The sequence below is a fragment of the Paenibacillus koleovorans NBRC 103111 genome (assembly GCF_004000845.1).
GTDB classification, from domain to species: Bacteria; Bacillota; Bacilli; order Paenibacillales; family NBRC-103111; genus Paenibacillus_AA; species Paenibacillus_AA koleovorans.
In genome coordinates, this window is sequence record NZ_BIMA01000008.1 from 24,275 (window position 1) to 37,405 (window position 13,131).

Below are 13,131 nucleotides of genomic sequence, written 5' to 3' on the forward strand. Positions count from 1 at the left end.
AAGCTGGATTCGCGATCTGTTTACTTGGGTACTCAGAATGAGGTGCGAGCGAGGCGCCAATTTGCGAAATTAGGTACTCCAGATGCGATATTTGGTACTCAAACCTAGAGCAGCTACCCTTCCGTCGCCTGTACACGCTCCTGCTGCTCGCTGCCCGCCAGCTTCGGGTACACGCGCCCGTGGGTCAGCAGCTCCTCGTGCGTGCCTAATTCGGCCACTCGTCCGTGCTCGAGCACGACGATCAGATCGGCGTTCTGGACCGTGGACAGCCGGTGGGCGATGATCAAGGTTGTTCGGCCCGCCCGCAGCACATCCAGCTGCTCCTGCAGCCTGCGCTCGGTCTCCAGGTCCAGCGATGAGGTCGCTTCGTCCAGGATGAGCACCTCGGGGTCTTCGAGAATGGCTCGCGCCAACGCCAGCCGCTGCTTCTGACCGCCGGACAGCTGTACGCCACGCTCTCCGACCTCTTCTTCGTATTGCTTGGGAAGCAATGCAATATCCTCATGCAGTTGGGCAACCCGACATGCCCCTTCGAGCTGGTCCGGCAAGAGGGTTTCCCGCCCGAAGAGCAAATTCATGCGAACCGTATCCGCCATCAAATACGGGTCCTGAAACACAATCCGCACCCGCTTCGACCAATCGGCCCTCTCAATCCGATCCAGCGGTTCCCCATTGATCCGAATGCTGACCGAGTCAGGATCATAGAACCGCATCAGCAGCTGGGCAAGCGTAGACTTGCCGCCGCCGCTCGCGCCGACGAAGGCTACCTTCCGACCAGTCGGGATGGCAAGTGAGAAATCGCGAAGCACCTCACGGCCACCATCCTCATAGGCGAAGCTGACCCGATCGAACTCCAACGTTCGAATCTCGCCTTGGATTTTTGAGGAGCCGTCGCGAATTTGCTCATCCTCCATAAGCAACCGCATCCGATCGACATTGGCGAATTTGGCGCTTAATTCAAGCGCGTAATTGAAGACCCGATGAAACGATTCCATCAGCTGCAAAGTAAACTGAAAGACGATAACGAAAGAGCCAAGCGTCATCTGGTCCATAAATAGCTGGTAGCCTCCAAAGCCGAGCACGGAAAGGGTAACTGCCCACTGCAACGGTTCTCCGATGAGCTTCAGCCGGTTTTCGGTTTTGGTTTCCTGCACGACAGCCCGAAAGTAGTCCCCGAACAGCCGGTCGTACAGCTTCATTTCCCAATCTGCGCGGTGGAAAGCGATAATTTCCCGCGTCGCGGAGATGCTCTCTTCGATATGGACGGCTAACGCGGCTTGCTTGTCCTGGACTTGACGGTGAACGGCCTTGATCCGTTTGGCGAACAGGTGTCCGGCCAGGATGTACAGCAAGCTGATGACGGTAACGGATAAAAGAACAAGAGGGCTGTGCCAACCCACGATGCCCATCAGCAGGAACATATGGAGCAGCCGCGACGCGCCTAGCGGCGTACGAAAGCCGATCAAGCTTCCGCCTACGTGCAAGTCGTTCGTCATGTACTGCGCATATTGGGCCGTGCGTTCATTTTGGATGCGGGCCATAGGGATTCGGAAAAACCTCGCCAGCATTCGCTTGAGAAAAATATCGTCCATCAAATATTCATTGGTCACGTACCGGTACGGCGTCGCGGTGATGAAGACGGAATTCAGCAGGAACGCGCCGACAAAGATGGCCAGCAGCCAAGGCAACAGTTCAAATTGCCGCTGGAGGAAAACGTCGTCGATAATATGCTTTTGTACGAAGGTTGCGGCGATGCCGGACCCGTTTTCGATTAGCATGAACAGCAGGGCAATCCAAATGCCGGATTTGATGTCTTTGAGATGCGTCCAAGTCCATTTAACGTAAAACAACGGCGTCGCCCCCGATCCGCTGCATGGCATCCTTATTGTCGCTCTCTGTCGCGCTTTCCCGTTCCCGTTCGTTCTCGCCTAGCACCAAGGTGTGGAAAAGTCCTTGTTGCGCCATCAATTCCTCGTACGTCCCCATCTCGGCGATCCGTCCTTGATCGAGCACTGCGATTTTATCGTAGTCCTTGACCGTTGAGAGGCGATGAGCTACCGTTACCGTCGTACGGCCGTGCAACAGTCGGGCCAGAGCTTCCCGTACCGAATTTTCACTGATCGGATCGAGAGCTGAGGTCGCCTCGTCCAGGAGCACGATCTGCGGATCGCGAATTAGCATACGTGCCAAGGCAAGGCGCTGTTTTTGCCCGCCGGACAGCTTGATCCCGCGTTCGCCGACAATCGTGTCATAGCCATCCGCCAGCTCGCTGATAAACCCGTGCGCATCGGCAGCTTTAGCCGCTTCCACTATGGCTTCCTCCGAGGCATCGGGATTGCCGAACCGGATGTTGTCCCGAATGCTTTTGCCGAACAAGTATGTATCCTGAAACACAAACCCGACAGCCCCGCGCAGCTCATCGAATGAAAGGCGGTTCAGCGGGATGCCGTCCAGACGAATCAGACCATCTGTCGGATCGTAAAAACGGTTCAGCAGCTTGAGCAAGGTGGACTTGCCGTTGCCGCTTTTGCCGACCAGAGCCACTCTCTCGCCCGCGCGTATAGACAACGAGATCCCCTCCAGCAGCGGAGGCCGTCCTGGATAGGCGAACCTCACATTATGCAGCGTCAGTTCTCCGCGTATGGTGCCAAGCTGAATCGGCTGGGGCGATTCTTCTACTTCCGGGGTTAGCAGCAAGAGCTGGCGAAGGGGCTCCGACTGATGCAAGGACGTATTTTGCTCGATCAGCATCGTCACCAGCGATGTCAGCCGACCCATGAATACGGAATAGAGCAGCAGGAAAGTGATGAAGTCCCCGACCGTAATGCCTCCGGAGCGCACCATCAAGTAGCCGGCAACGAACATGGCAACCGAGCCCAGTTGGAATAGGACCGACCGGATACTCCAGCGAAGGTGAATCAAGAACACCCAGCGCAGCACGGTGGTCGTTACTCGTCTGAAAATAGAGCGTACCCGCTCAATATCCCATTCCTCGGCGCCTATCGCACGAAACTCTCTGGCACCGGCTACCGATTCGTATATTTTCTTGTTGTACACTGTCCGCGCATCCACAGCTATCTTGGTGGCTTTCGCGACATTGCGGTCGATTCGCGGGCCGAAGGTGTAGTAGAAAAGCGCGAACGGAACAATGAGCAAGGTGAGCGTGATGGAGCGGGAGAGCAGCACGGCGCCGGCAGCGACGAGGAACAAGGAGGTTTGGACAATGCTGGGGAAAAATCGGCGAACGACTTGCTCAGCGGCTTGAACCTGCTGGTTCATGAGCGACAGCGTTTCACCGACAGGTGACCGCTCGTAATGCGCGAATCCTAGCTTGCGCAGATGCTTGATCGCTTTGGCCTGGATGTCGCGCGAGGCGCTGACGCCAACGATCGTTTGCAGCCAGCTGTGAACGATCCCGAGGGCCAGCACGACGCTGTAGACGCCGGCCATGAGCAGCAGCAGCCGGATGAAGGCGGCGCGGTCCCGATCCGGGATGATGTCGTCGATGAGCTGGCCGATCAGCTGCGGGACAACGAGCTCCCCGGCGGCAATGGCAAGGCCGCATGCGATAATGACGGCCATTTTGTACTTGTACGGCCGCAGATGGCTCACGATCCAACGATACGTGCTCCAAGCTTTGGTTGGTTTCTGACTGCTGCTGTCCCTCTCCATGAGCTGCGCCTCCCTTTGAAAAAAGTGGAAAATATTAGATGTATTATACCTGTATAGCCACTCGGTTGGGAAGCGGAATTTTTAAGTATAAAGAAACTTTTTCGTTGGGCGTTCAGCTTCTTGTTGGATATTTATGGTATTGTTGATGGGAAAGCTTAGTGGGGAGCGGTAAGGGGGAAGCTGGATGAGCGATTTGGTGATCCAAAGCGTGGATGCAACCAACCAGTCGGAAGCGAAAGAGATGATTTTGCAGGGGCTGAAGAAGCATTTCGGTTTTCTGGATCGAACGTTGAATCCGGATCTTGACGATATCGTGCACGCGTACTTGGAGAAAGGGCAGACCTTCCTGGTCGGGCTGTTGGCAGGCGAAGTCGTTTGCAGCGGGGCTTTGATTCAGGTGGATGCGCAGCTCGGCAGAATCGTGCGTATGTCCGTGAAGCAAGAGCATCGTCGGAAAGGGTACGCGAGTCGGATGATAGAGGCGCTCGAGGCGGTCGCCAGAGATCGAGGATTTGGAACGATCACGCTTAAAACGTTGCATCATTGGGAGGATGCTGTTGGGTTTTATACGGCTCGGGGGTATCGGAGCAGCGGCTTGGCAGGCGAAAGTGTGACGATGGTGAAGGTGTTTGGGGAGAATCCATATGCACGAGACTAAACTAATCATGATCGAAGGAATTCCGGGATCAGGGAAGTCCACAACCGCGCAGATGATCTCCCGAATGCTGAAGCGAAAAGGGATCAGCCACAAATGGTGGTACGAAGAGGAACGCGGGCATCCCATCTATGTTTATGAGGATAAGGAATCGATGCTGCGGATCGTCGATGATTTGGCTGGCGGCCGATATCGGCAAGTAGTGGAATTGGCGCTTCTGAGATGGAAGCAGTTTGTGGCGTCTGTTGAACGGTCTTCGGATGTGGTGATCGTGGATAGCTGTCTGTTCGGGTACTTGACTTGGAGTCTATTTCCTCTAGATGTTGTATGGCCTGAGATTACCGAGTATGTCAGGGAGGTAGAAAGAATTCTCAAGCCCCTGAACCCCTGCGTCATATACTTTTACCAAACCGAGCTCGAGGCTACACTTCGGAACATTTGTGAACGTAGAGGCGGCGGGACCGAGTCGAGTTTTATTCGAGCGGCTACGCAATGTGCATATGGTCTATCTCGCGGGTTGTACGGGTTCGACGGAATGGTGACGTATTGGCAGGACTATCGCAAGTTGACGGATGAGCTATTCGGGAGTTTAGCATGCCAAAAGATTGCAATCGATAACTCCGATGGAAATTGGGATCAGTACGCTGCAACGATCGCGGAGTTCTTAGATATCGAGCAGGTTGCAGAGGTACCATGGAGGGAGGAGCATCCGTTGGAGCATCTAGTTGGATCGTATTTGGCCGAAGGCGAGGGGTGTCCCGATTGTCAAATATGCATCGAGGAGGGTTTTCTGATCGCGGATGGACTGCCTTATGTGTGGAGGAAAACCGTGTTACTCCCCGTGAGCCAGCATGTGTTCGATGTGCAGTCGTTGCCGTTCCAAGTTACGTTTGGGGACGAGGGGGATGGTCGGCTTCGGTTACATTTAGACGGGCCAGCATTGCTGGATGGGATGGTTGACTATCGGTTCACTAGACTTGACTGACGTAGGGGGTCCGTGTACAAGATTTATACATCTGAGGCTGTTTTGAGCGGAAATTGGCGGGCAGATGTATATGGATTGTACAACTGAGTCCGATTCGGGGGCTAATGGTAGGCCAGAAGTATAAGATCTATACACAAATGACGTCAAAGTTGGGGTCACATGTCGAATTCGAGTACATCTGGACGCGAAAAAGGCTGTTTTTGCCACTCAGTTGTACAAAGCATATACATCTGAAATCAGAGTAACAACAAATGGAGGCACAGAACAAATGACCATCGAGGTAATCCCTCTGGAGGAATCGCATATTCCGGACGTTCGCTGCTTACTCGCTGGATACCTGAGTACCGCACCCGATGGAGTGGAGGAGCTGGAGCCACCGTCGACCGAACAACTGGAGCAGTGCGAATACAACATTAGGAAGCTGCTTCAGGATCGTTCGGCTTTTTGTTATGTTGCCTGGAAAGGTGAACTTGCGTTAGGCTTTATCGTACATTCCTGGAGTTTCTCGATCAGCAAAGGCGGTTCTGTCCTGCGAGTTGATGCGCTCTACTGCTCGCCTAAGCATAGAAGGCAAGGGGTGGGGAGAACATTGATGCAGCATGCTCTCCAAGTAGCGAAATCGAACGACGCGGTGCGGATGCAGCTTGAAACGGACGATGACAACACACAAGCTCGCGCTTTGTACCAGCAGTTCGGGTTTGAACCAATCACCGGCAAAGGTGTGTATATGGCGTTTCTGTAGCAGGCAATGGGAGGAGAGTCAAATGGCGTTTAATGATATGTTTCGATTCGGAGCCCATGCGATTGTATTTAACGCGGACGGCGATGTCCTGATGCTGAAGAAGACGTATGGAGACAAGGGGTGGAGCTTCCCTGGCGGCAGCGTGAACCCCGGCGAGACGATCCATCAGGCCTTGTACAGGGAATGTCGGGAAGAGATTGGCGTAGATATTCAGAATGTGGTGCTGACCGGGTTCTACTATCACAGCAAAATCAATGCGCAGGTTGGGATATTTCGCAGCTCCATCCCGGCAGATGCGCCGATCACGCTAAGCTCGGAGCACTCCGAATACAAATGGATACCGCTGTCCGAGATGGCTGAATCGCATCGTATCCGAGCTATGGATGCATCAGCATTCCAGGGCGAAGTAGCGAGTCGCGTGTTTTAGAAGGAAGCACCGGAGCCATTCCGTTTGATTAATTAACGACGACAAAAATAAGGTGACCCATAACGCTATCATTCGCGAAACACGGGGATAGGGGGAAATAAGGTGATCCCGTAAGATCCCGAAACGTGATTCTCGCAGGCTCCCCAGCGACCGGTGTCAACAACTCTTCTCGACGGCTCAAAGCACTCCGTTATGTCGATGTTTGGCTTGCTTTAGACGTTAGCCGGTAGGCGGCGGGGGTCATCTGCATGGACTTGCGGAACACGCGCGAAAAAGTCTGGAACGAGCCGAACCCGGCCTCCAGCGAGACGGCGGTAACAGGCAAGTCTGTAGCCAGCAATAAACTGCAAGCATGACGCAAGCGCAGATCGTGGATGAAATCGAGGAAAGTAATACCCAACTGCTTCTTGATCCGTTCGCTCAAATAGGTGGAGTGGAAATGGAAACGTTCGGCCAGGTCGGTAAGGGCGATCGGTTCTCGGTAATGCTGCTGGATGTAGGCGATAACGGGCCAGACACTGCGTTCTTTTGTGGACGGGTTAAGGCTCGGGCGGAGCTCTGGCGTTACTTCGGCGAGGCTGCGGTCCAGCAGCACAAGCACCTCCAGCATCTGTGTCTTGAGCAGCAGGTGACGCCAGACGTTGGAGTCGTTGTACTCAGCCCACATGGAGTCGAATAATTGCTTGACCCGGTCGAAGGAATCGCCGGTCAGCAACGTGTACGGAACCGGCCGGGACGCGAGCCGATCGAGCAGCGCCTGGGACCCCCAATCCGCTTCGTACGGGTGGAAGAGCAGCTTCATGTCAAAGTTGCAGATGTAAACCAGCATGCCCTCAGGTCCCACATAGTCAAGCTCATGCACCTGACTCGGGAGCAGGAACGTAATCGAGCCAGCGATACGTATGAAAGCGATGCAGGCAGCATTCGAGCAACTTGATTTTCACCGGTCAGGAGACAATGGGTATCATGTATTTCGGATTCCGGGTTTGATCACAACCCGACAAGGCACGGTCATGGCCTGGTACGATGCGCGCAAGGGCAGAGGCGGCGATTGGGATCCGATCGACATTCTCATGCGGAGAAGCTTGGACAATGGGGCGACCTGGGAGGAGGCGCGACTGCTCGTCGGGCATAATCAGTTCGGTGTTATGCAGCCGATCAACAACTTGATCCTGATCAGCGATGCGCATACGGGGGAAATCCACGTGTTATTTTGCGTGAATTACGAGACGCTTTACTACATGAAATCCGCCGATGAAGGGCTGACCTTCACCGAGGCGGTGAACATCACCACCGTGATGGAAGGCTTCCGGTCCGAGTACGATTGGCGCGTTATTGCGACGGGACCGGGGCACGGGCTCCAGCATTCGAACGGCCGGCTGATCGTCCCGGTCTGGATGTCGACGGGGGAAGGACAGGAGTTCCAGGATCCTACTAAGAAAGGACATCGGCCTTCCGACTTGTCGGTCATTTACAGCGACGATCACGGACAGACTTGGGAGAGAGGAGATTTCGTCGCCCGAACCAGGGACGGATACCTCCATCCGAACGAGACCGTGGCGGTCGAGCTGTCGGACGGGCGGGTGCTGTTCAATATCCGCACGGAGCAGGATACATACCGGCGGTTGATCTCAATCAGCCCGGATGGAGCGCGCGATTGGGGCACGCCTTATTATGACGAAGCGCTCGAGGAGCCGATCTGCTTCGGCTCGATACTTCGGCTGCCGCCGGGTGAAACGGGAGGGACGCAGCCGATCTTGTTCGTCAATCCTTCGGATCTCTCCAGGCCGGCGAGCGTCTGGAAAATCAGCGACCGGCTGTCCGTACAAACGTACCAACGGCGCGGATTGACGCTGAAGGTCAGCTTCGATGATTGCCGCACTTGGACGGTCCGTAAAACGATCTGGCTCGAAGGCGCGCAATATTCGGACTTGACGCTAGCGTCGGATGGATCGATACTTTGCCTGTACGAGCGCGGCGACGCGACCGGCTGGTACTTGACGTTGGCTCGTTTCAACCGGGAGTGGATGTTGGAATAAGTTTATAAATAAATGTAACCTTTTCGCCGGAGGAACGTCTTCTTCCATGAAGGATGTGAGCGTGTGGATTTTTCCTACCTAGGCACGTTGTCCGAGGGTCATGACAAAAACCGGATTCTGCAGGACTTGATGGAGGCGCACGGCAGCGATGTGTGGAATTTCGCCTTCTCGCTCACGAGACAAACCGTCATGGCGGACGACATTCGGCAGGATGTGTTCCTTAAAGCGTTTCGGAAGCTGGAGACGTTTCGCGGCGAGAGCTCGGTGAAAAACTGGCTGCTATCGATTACTCGTCACACGGCTGCTGACTATCAACGCAAAGCATTTCTGCGGAGAGTGACGCTAGTCGGCTTCGTCCGATCGCAGGAGCAGGCTCCTTCGGCGGAAGCTTCCTTTTGGCAAGAGGAGAGCATGAGTGAGGTATGGAAGGCCGTGCTGAAGCTGCCGGTAAAACTGCGGGAGGTGCTGGTGCTCTACGCGCATCATCAGTTGGCGATTGCAGAGATTGCCGGGCTGCTGCAGCTCTCCGAATCGGCGGTCAAAGTCAGGCTTCACCGGGCGAGGAAGAAGGTTAATGCCGTGTTTCACGAAGAGGAGGGCGATCGAGATGGCAAAGCGTGGGTTTAAATGGGAGGAAAAGTTGGTCGGATCGCCTTTTCCCCTGGATGTGAGCCGATCGGATTGGATGGGGCAGGTGAGAGCGAGGGTAGCTGGGAAGCATGAAGTCGGTGCCTGGCGTCGTTTGGTTCCTTGGGCGGGAAGTGTTGCGCTTGTAGTCGGGTTGGTTATGGTTGGATGGCTGGCATGGAGCGGAGGCCCGCAATCAAAAGTTTCCGATAATTCGAAGGCGCAGCAATCTCAACCTTTGTTGACGACGGAGGAGCAGGAGATTTATAGCGTGTTTAAGCGAGATTTGAATGAAGAGCACCTGAGGGGATTGGATCCGATTAGTATCGCCAAGCTATATGTTCAGGCGAGGATCTATGGCGATGATGATGTGGTGTACGGGCTTTACACGGATCGCGAAGGGCATGTTCAGTGGTCGAAAGAGGAGCAAGCCCAGGTTCCGAAGACGGAGACGCTGGGCCAAATTCGGGCCATCTATCGCAACATAGAGAATGGAACGTTTGTTCAGATGAGCGATTATGAAGGTTATATTGAGTATAAGCGCCCTGGGGAGGCACATAGTTCTGGCTTCCAGATGATCAAAGACGAGGACGGCATCTGGAACGTTGCCTTCATGCCGATTCAATAAAGTAAGCGGAGCTGCGCGGGTGAATGGCGGCTCCGTTTGCTTTATTAGGAGACGATTGTATATTTAGGCTTTACTTTATCGAAGTATGGATTTTCTCCGCATACCATGAGGCCCATGCCCCAATCGAAATGCACGTTCTCCGTCGGGAAGTCGTCCGCGCTGCGATACTGGAACAGCACATTACGGCGGGTCCGTTCGCTGCGGTTCGGCGGGGAGCCGTGAACGGTCAAGTAGTTGAAGAACAGCACGTCGCCGGCGGACGCAGGACAAGCGAGGCCTGCAGAGATCGGATACTGTTTGGCGTCCAAGTAATGTTTACCGACATGCGGCAGTGAGCTTTTGTGCGAGCCGGGGATGACGTGGAGACAGCCGTTATCAAAGTCGGCATCGTCCAGGTGGACGCTTGCCGCCAGCATCGTATGCTTCTCGTGCGGGAAGTAGGGATGATCTTGATGCATCGGGAAAGCGGCCCCGTTCTCTGGTGGCTTGACGAGCATTTTGGAATGGTGCAACTGCACGTTAGGACCGATCAGCTGGGATAGCACGGCGGTCATGTTGAGATGGGACAGTGCTTGAAGGAAGACGGCGTCGTGATAGTGTACGTCGTGGAAGCCTTTCAGAACGAGCTTCTTCAGCTCCTCCGGCGGCAGGTAGTCGCCTTGCCAAGCGTGATTGGCATCTTGTTTCGCCGCTGCGGCGCGTTGAATGATGCGATCGACCGACGTCCGCATAGCCGCCACTTCGTCTTCGTTGAAAACCCCCCGTACGAGCAAGTACCCATTTTCCTTGTAAAATTTGACGTCTTGTGGTTTGATCATGGTAACAGCCTCCTGTGGGTGTGAGCTTATATGCCTTTCATTATGCGCTCTTTCACCATTTCTGTATTTGGAGGCAGATGCCAAGTTTTTGTCGTTTGACGCCATAATGGTATTGGTGGAGGGGATTAAGACGTACAACTGGAAAGAGAGCCAGCATCGACTGAACCAGTATGCCGCTCGGCCGAGGACGGGGTTAGGCGCGTTATATGAAGTGATGTATTGGGGAGCCACTCCTATTCATCGAACGAATATGCCGCATAAGCATTCGTTTTGCGAGATCTGTTATGTGCTGGGAGGCGAGGGCGAGTATTGGGATGGCGGAGTTCTGTTTCCGTTGCGACCGGGCGTGTTGTTCTGCTCCCGTCCGGGGCAGCAGCACCAGATCGTCAACGATCCCGGCATGCAGCTGCTATACGTGGCATTCGAGCTGGATGAGGAGCGCAGCTCCGAGAGCGCCAAGGAATCGTACAAGCAGTTGGCGGAGACGGAGTCGATCTGGGTCGAGGACGGCGACGAGCTGCCGACGGCGCTGCTGTGGCGGGCGCTGCTAGTGCCGGACCTTCAACAACAGCAGCAGCCGTTGAAGCCGGCTGGTGGCGGTGGCGCCATGTCGCTGCCTGAGGCGATGCTGCCGGATGCTGCGGGGCTGCTGCTGCAGTCGTTCGAGAGGCTGTTCTTGTCCCGCGAGGCGGGGGCGGAGCGCGAGTCGGCTGTTGACGGCAAGCGGCGTGGAGGGAGGCAGGGGGCGACCGCCGCTTCCGCGCTGCTGCTTAAGCAGGCGAAGCGGTTCATCGCGGACAACATGGCCGACGACGACTTGTCGCTTCGCCAAGTGGCCGCGCACCTGAACATCTCGCAGCGCCACCTGTCCCGGCTGTTCTCAGCCGGCGGCGTGCGCGAGTCGTTCACGGACTACGTGCGGCTGCAGCGGGTGCGCCGTGCGGCCGAGCTGCTGCGGCAGTCCGACCTCTCGATCAAGGCGATCGCGGATGCGACCGGCTTCGGCTCCGTGCATTATTTCACGCGCACCTTCGGGGAGCTGATGCACGAGTCGCCGGCCCGGTTTCGGGAGAGCGGGAGGTGATGGGGCGGGCGTCGGTTTATGGTTTGATTTGGTCGATATATACCGAAGAATTGCTGCTGTCCCAGGCTACCTGTTTGCCTGCCAATAGCGTTATGCCATCAATTTATTTTCGGCGAAACGAGGGGAAACGGGAAACAAGGTGATGCCGTAGCGTTATTTTTTTGCAGCGGCTGACTGGGACCTGGGCGAGACCCGATTCAATACGTCCACCAACACTCCTCCGGCTTTTTGTCCGGTAAAAATTTCACGAATGTGGTCAATCGCAGCTGGTGCATGTCCGTCCGGTCGCGATACTGGATGCGGCAGCAGAGAACGGACTCGATGTACTGAGTCCGAGTCGACTCGTCGACCTGGGTATGCAGCGGCCGGACAAGCCGAAGAAACGCGGCCCGCTCTTCCTCGGAGATGCCGTCCTCCACGACCGCCACAGGTTTATTGCGCATGGATCGGAAATGAAGCCCGACAACAAGGCCGAACCGAGGCTCGGTCCTATACCCGAGAATGACGGCATCGATCGTCTTCGTGTTCTTGATCTTGATCCAGTCTTCGGATCGGCGATCAAGCCGATACACGGAGTCGAGCCGTTTGGCGACGATGCCCTCCATCTCTTGGGCAACCGAGAGCGTATGGAGCGCAAGCCCTTGTCCGCGTGCGAACATCGTCGGCATCAGGAACCGGGAAGGCTCGATGAGTTGGGCGAGCCGCTCTTTCCGACTATGCAGAGGCTCGTTCAAACGCTCGTCCCCCGAGTACAACACATCCAACACCACGAACGTAGCGTGATGCCGGCCGGCAGCCGCATCAATCTTCCATTGCTTCTGCAGCCGCAGCCGCTGGGCGAAATCGTCAAAGACGGCGCGACCGTCACGCAGGCAAATGCCCTCGCAGTCCAATACCGCTTGGCGCTCATGAATCGAAACGCCAACCTCCCGAAGCTCCGGGAACTGCCAGGTAACCGATTGTCCGAAGCGAGTATAGGCTTCCAATCTCGCCCCATCCTTATGAAGCAAGATACGTCCTCCATCCCATTTCGGCTCGAATAAAAACCGGTCATCGTCGAACGCCTGCCTCCCCATCACGGGCAGCATCGGTTTCAATGGCGTGAATAGCAACTTTGGATACCTCCTCCATCTAAGCGAATAAGCTACTACCAGTCTCGGCACAGCCAACATCGTCCAAACGTATACAGGTGGAATCTTCCATTGAATAAGAACGTATGTTTCTATATAATTCTAGGTGGAATTCCATCTAGAATGAAGGGGAGGTTTCACTGTCATGGCTCAACCCAATTACGAGATGCTTCAGCAGCAGGCAAGCGAGGAGCGGGAAGTGCAATGTTATTCGTGTTTGACCGTATTTGTCGTTTCGTCCGACTGCGGTTGTACGATTTGTCCGACTTGCGGGCAGAAATCATGCTCGGAATAATTGGGTACCATCGTTGTCTCGTCTGATCC

The 13,131-nt window shown here is 55.2% G+C and carries 14 protein-coding genes; 9 read left to right on the plus strand and 5 right to left on the minus strand.

Annotated elements, in window-relative coordinates; genetic code table 11:
• Positions 1-113: 113 nt before the first annotated feature.
• Both PKO02S_RS04210 and PKO02S_RS04215 read right to left on the minus strand, forming a co-directional pair.
• Positions 114-1,850 carry an ABC transporter ATP-binding protein gene (locus PKO02S_RS04210; RefSeq protein ID WP_164821282.1) on the minus strand — a complete coding sequence of 579 codons (1,737 nt, stop codon included), beginning with the start codon at positions 1,848-1,850 and terminating at the stop codon, positions 114-116.
• Complete coding sequence (locus PKO02S_RS04215) at positions 1,837-3,672, minus strand: ABC transporter ATP-binding protein (protein ID WP_127579845.1); 1,836 nt, start codon at positions 3,670-3,672, stop codon at positions 1,837-1,839. The genes PKO02S_RS04210 and PKO02S_RS04215 overlap by 14 nt, the downstream gene beginning before the upstream one ends.
• 184 nt (positions 3,673-3,856) lie before the next feature.
• Here PKO02S_RS04215 and PKO02S_RS04220 point away from each other — a divergent pair, with 184 nt between their 5' ends.
• The 4 genes from PKO02S_RS04220 to PKO02S_RS04235 all read left to right on the plus strand — a co-directional run bounded on the left by PKO02S_RS04220 (position 3,857) and on the right by PKO02S_RS04235 (position 6,481).
• Positions 3,857-4,330, plus strand: a complete 474-nt coding sequence (locus PKO02S_RS04220) for a GNAT family N-acetyltransferase (RefSeq protein ID WP_127579846.1) — start codon at positions 3,857-3,859, stop codon at positions 4,328-4,330.
• On the plus strand, positions 4,317-5,312 hold the full coding sequence (locus tag PKO02S_RS04225) for a P-loop NTPase family protein (RefSeq protein ID WP_127579847.1): 996 nt from the start codon (positions 4,317-4,319) through the stop codon (positions 5,310-5,312). The genes PKO02S_RS04220 and PKO02S_RS04225 overlap by 14 nt, the downstream gene beginning before the upstream one ends.
• A gap of 268 nt (positions 5,313-5,580) precedes the next feature.
• Positions 5,581-6,054 (plus strand): GNAT family N-acetyltransferase, encoded by a 474-nt coding sequence (locus PKO02S_RS04230; protein ID WP_127579848.1) that lies wholly within the window; start codon positions 5,581-5,583, stop codon positions 6,052-6,054.
• A gap of 22 nt (positions 6,055-6,076) precedes the next feature.
• Complete coding sequence (locus PKO02S_RS04235; protein ID WP_127579849.1) at positions 6,077-6,481, plus strand: NUDIX hydrolase; 405 nt, start codon at positions 6,077-6,079, stop codon at positions 6,479-6,481.
• 190 nt (positions 6,482-6,671) lie between these two features.
• Here PKO02S_RS04235 and PKO02S_RS04240 read toward each other — a convergent pair whose 3' ends face one another.
• On the minus strand, positions 6,672-7,310 hold the full coding sequence (locus tag PKO02S_RS04240; protein ID WP_127579850.1) for a helix-turn-helix domain-containing protein: 639 nt from the start codon (positions 7,308-7,310) through the stop codon (positions 6,672-6,674).
• 73 nt (positions 7,311-7,383) lie between these two features.
• Here PKO02S_RS04240 and PKO02S_RS04245 point away from each other — a divergent pair, with 73 nt between their 5' ends.
• The 3 genes from PKO02S_RS04245 (at position 7,384) to PKO02S_RS04255 (ending at position 9,775) form a co-directional block, all read left to right on the plus strand.
• Positions 7,384-8,520, plus strand: coding sequence for a sialidase family protein (locus PKO02S_RS04245; protein WP_127579851.1), 1,137 nt, complete (start codon positions 7,384-7,386; stop codon positions 8,518-8,520).
• A 63-nt stretch (positions 8,521-8,583) separates the two neighbouring features.
• Entirely contained in the window at positions 8,584-9,147 is a 564-nt protein-coding gene (locus tag PKO02S_RS04250) for an RNA polymerase sigma factor (RefSeq protein WP_246066828.1), read from the plus strand.
• Positions 9,128-9,775, plus strand: coding sequence for a hypothetical protein (locus tag PKO02S_RS04255; protein WP_127579852.1), 648 nt, complete (start codon positions 9,128-9,130; stop codon positions 9,773-9,775). Before PKO02S_RS04250 ends, PKO02S_RS04255 begins: the two co-directional genes overlap by 20 nt.
• Before the next feature lie 44 nt (positions 9,776-9,819).
• Here the strand turns inward: PKO02S_RS04255 and PKO02S_RS04260 are convergent, their stop codons facing one another.
• On the minus strand, positions 9,820-10,593 hold the full coding sequence (locus tag PKO02S_RS04260; protein ID WP_127579853.1) for a phytanoyl-CoA dioxygenase family protein: 774 nt from the start codon (positions 10,591-10,593) through the stop codon (positions 9,820-9,822).
• An 88-nt stretch (positions 10,594-10,681) separates the two neighbouring features.
• Here PKO02S_RS04260 and PKO02S_RS04265 point away from each other — a divergent pair, with 88 nt between their 5' ends.
• The gene (locus PKO02S_RS04265) at positions 10,682-11,677 is read left to right on the plus strand and encodes an AraC family transcriptional regulator (RefSeq protein ID WP_164821283.1); all 996 of its coding nucleotides are present in this window, start codon (positions 10,682-10,684) and stop codon (positions 11,675-11,677) included.
• A 197-nt stretch (positions 11,678-11,874) separates the two neighbouring features.
• Here PKO02S_RS04265 and PKO02S_RS04270 read toward each other — a convergent pair whose 3' ends face one another.
• Positions 11,875-12,789 carry an ATP-dependent DNA ligase gene (locus tag PKO02S_RS04270; protein WP_246066829.1) on the minus strand — a complete coding sequence of 305 codons (915 nt, stop codon included), beginning with the start codon at positions 12,787-12,789 and terminating at the stop codon, positions 11,875-11,877.
• 163 nt (positions 12,790-12,952) lie between these two features.
• Here PKO02S_RS04270 and PKO02S_RS32225 point away from each other — a divergent pair, with 163 nt between their 5' ends.
• Entirely contained in the window at positions 12,953-13,102 is a 150-nt protein-coding gene (locus PKO02S_RS32225; RefSeq protein WP_164821284.1) for a hypothetical protein, read from the plus strand.
• Positions 13,103-13,131 lie beyond the last annotated feature (29 nt).

What these genes read in the sequence shown, in the direction of transcription:
- PKO02S_RS04220 (WP_127579846.1), top strand. Translation starts at nt 3,857, where the DNA reads ATGAGCGATTTGGTGATCCAAAGCGTGGATGCAACCAACCAGTCGGAA.
- PKO02S_RS04255 (WP_127579852.1), top strand. Translation starts at nt 9,128, where the DNA reads ATGGCAAAGCGTGGGTTTAAATGGGAGGAAAAGTTGGTCGGATCGCCT.
- PKO02S_RS04260 (WP_127579853.1), bottom strand. Translation starts at nt 10,593, where the DNA reads ATGATCAAACCACAAGACGTCAAATTTTACAAGGAAAATGGGTACTTG.
- PKO02S_RS04240 (WP_127579850.1), bottom strand. Translation starts at nt 7,310, where the DNA reads ATGCTGGTTTACATCTGCAACTTTGACATGAAGCTGCTCTTCCACCCG.
- PKO02S_RS04215 (WP_127579845.1), bottom strand. Translation starts at nt 3,672, where the DNA reads ATGGAGAGGGACAGCAGCAGTCAGAAACCAACCAAAGCTTGGAGCACG.
- PKO02S_RS04235 (WP_127579849.1), top strand. Translation starts at nt 6,077, where the DNA reads ATGGCGTTTAATGATATGTTTCGATTCGGAGCCCATGCGATTGTATTT.
- PKO02S_RS32225 (WP_164821284.1), top strand. Translation starts at nt 12,953, where the DNA reads ATGGCTCAACCCAATTACGAGATGCTTCAGCAGCAGGCAAGCGAGGAG.
- PKO02S_RS04230 (WP_127579848.1), top strand. Translation starts at nt 5,581, where the DNA reads ATGACCATCGAGGTAATCCCTCTGGAGGAATCGCATATTCCGGACGTT.
- PKO02S_RS04245 (WP_127579851.1), top strand. Translation starts at nt 7,384, where the DNA reads ATGAAAGCGATGCAGGCAGCATTCGAGCAACTTGATTTTCACCGGTCA.
- PKO02S_RS04225 (WP_127579847.1), top strand. Translation starts at nt 4,317, where the DNA reads ATGCACGAGACTAAACTAATCATGATCGAAGGAATTCCGGGATCAGGG.